Source organism: Phytobacter sp. V91 (assembly GCF_965644225.1).
In the GTDB taxonomy this organism is placed as follows: Bacteria; Pseudomonadota; Gammaproteobacteria; order Enterobacterales; family Enterobacteriaceae; genus CBFFRJ01.
In genome coordinates, this window is record NZ_CBFFRJ010000272.1 from 1 (window position 1) to 1,299 (window position 1,299).

Below are 1,299 nucleotides of genomic sequence, written 5' to 3' on the forward strand. Positions count from 1 at the left end.
ATTCAAGTGGTTTTCCTCCTGTTGTTGGGTCAACAGCGAAAAGCCTACAACAGCCACCACAACAGGGGAAGACCCATTTATATCCAGTAACGATCACTTTTCAGAAAATGACCCGGACCTGTTGCAATAACGGCAGCTAACCTGACGGACTGCTTTGCCCTGCCTGCGGACGGCTGACTTACGTATATCGGATTGCATCAGTCCCTTGCGCTCCTCTCACCCAGCGCGGCGCCATCATGGCTGCAACAAAATAATCGGTTAAACCGCACAGCAGATCGCGCAGGACGGGCTCCGTCTTCGTATTCGTCTGCTGCTCCCCCAGCACCCTGCTCAGGGCCATGCAGTAACGACACAGTTCGGTGCAATCAGCGTCAAAATGCGGAGATTCGGCGGGAAGTGCGTCAACGGTAAAGCTGTCGATAAGGCCCTCAGGGATCGGGTCAAGCAACTCTGTCTGGAGCCGGGCCAGGCTGGCATAAAGTTGGTTGCTGAGCACCTGATTCCGGGCGGTGTCGCTGCTTTCCGCCAGCTCACGGGCGATGTGTTCGCAGGCGCTGGCCTGTTCGATAAAGTTGGGGACCTGAGTGAAGGGCATACCGGGTTGAGAATGGGTAAAGCTGAGGATTGTCGCCATGGTGGCTGCCTCCAGTATGTGATTTTTAAAACCACCACCGGAGAGGCTAATCTCACGGGTGGTGGCACCAGACGGGGTTAGCCTTACCGGCATACTGGAACCGGCGCGTCTTCTGACGCCCCCGCCCGGCCCACCATAGAGATGTAACCGTGCTCACGACATAAAATCTGTCGCCAGTATGATAAAGCAGGAGGCTAATCCCGGCATCTGATTTTGCAGATGCCGCAACACCTTAGCGCCGCACCTCACCCGATTAAAGGCGTTTTACGTCCAGATACTGACAGGAATGTAACTCTGGAATCTGCCACGCAAAATCGAGTGAATACCTGCAATGTTTTACCACTGACGCACAACATTTATTGCTGCCACAATGCGGCACCTGGTGTGCAGCTCTTATTTTAGAAAACCAGGCTGAGTGCCTGTAATGTGTCCAGGGGTGGAAGTTGGAGTGCCAGAGGCCCTCTAAAAATTGATGTTCGTTTTACAGGGATACTTATATGGCTTTCTCCACTCATTACTAAAAATTCTGGCTTATGCCTTAACCGCATAAACAAAGATGAATTTAAACTTTAAGAAAAACCAGAAGCAGCCTAAGGAAGGTGCGATTTAATCGGTGGGGTTCAGTGGAGTCCTTATCTGTATTAGCCTTACCTTAGCTGAGCTGT

1 protein-coding gene is annotated in these 1,299 nt (G+C 51.9%); it reads right to left on the reverse strand.

From position 1 onward, the window contains the following. Positions 1 to 178 precede the first annotated feature (178 nt). Positions 179 to 727: a hypothetical protein gene (locus tag ACSZO4_RS25570; RefSeq protein ID WP_437891885.1), complete on the reverse strand. Its 549-nt coding sequence runs from the start codon at positions 725 to 727 to the stop codon at positions 179 to 181. Positions 728 to 1,299 lie beyond the last annotated feature (572 nt).

Coding starts and splice junctions, on each gene's coding strand:
- ACSZO4_RS25570 (WP_437891885.1), bottom strand. CDS start 727: ATGCCGGTAAGGCTAACCCCGTCTGGTGCCACCACCCGTGAGATTAGC.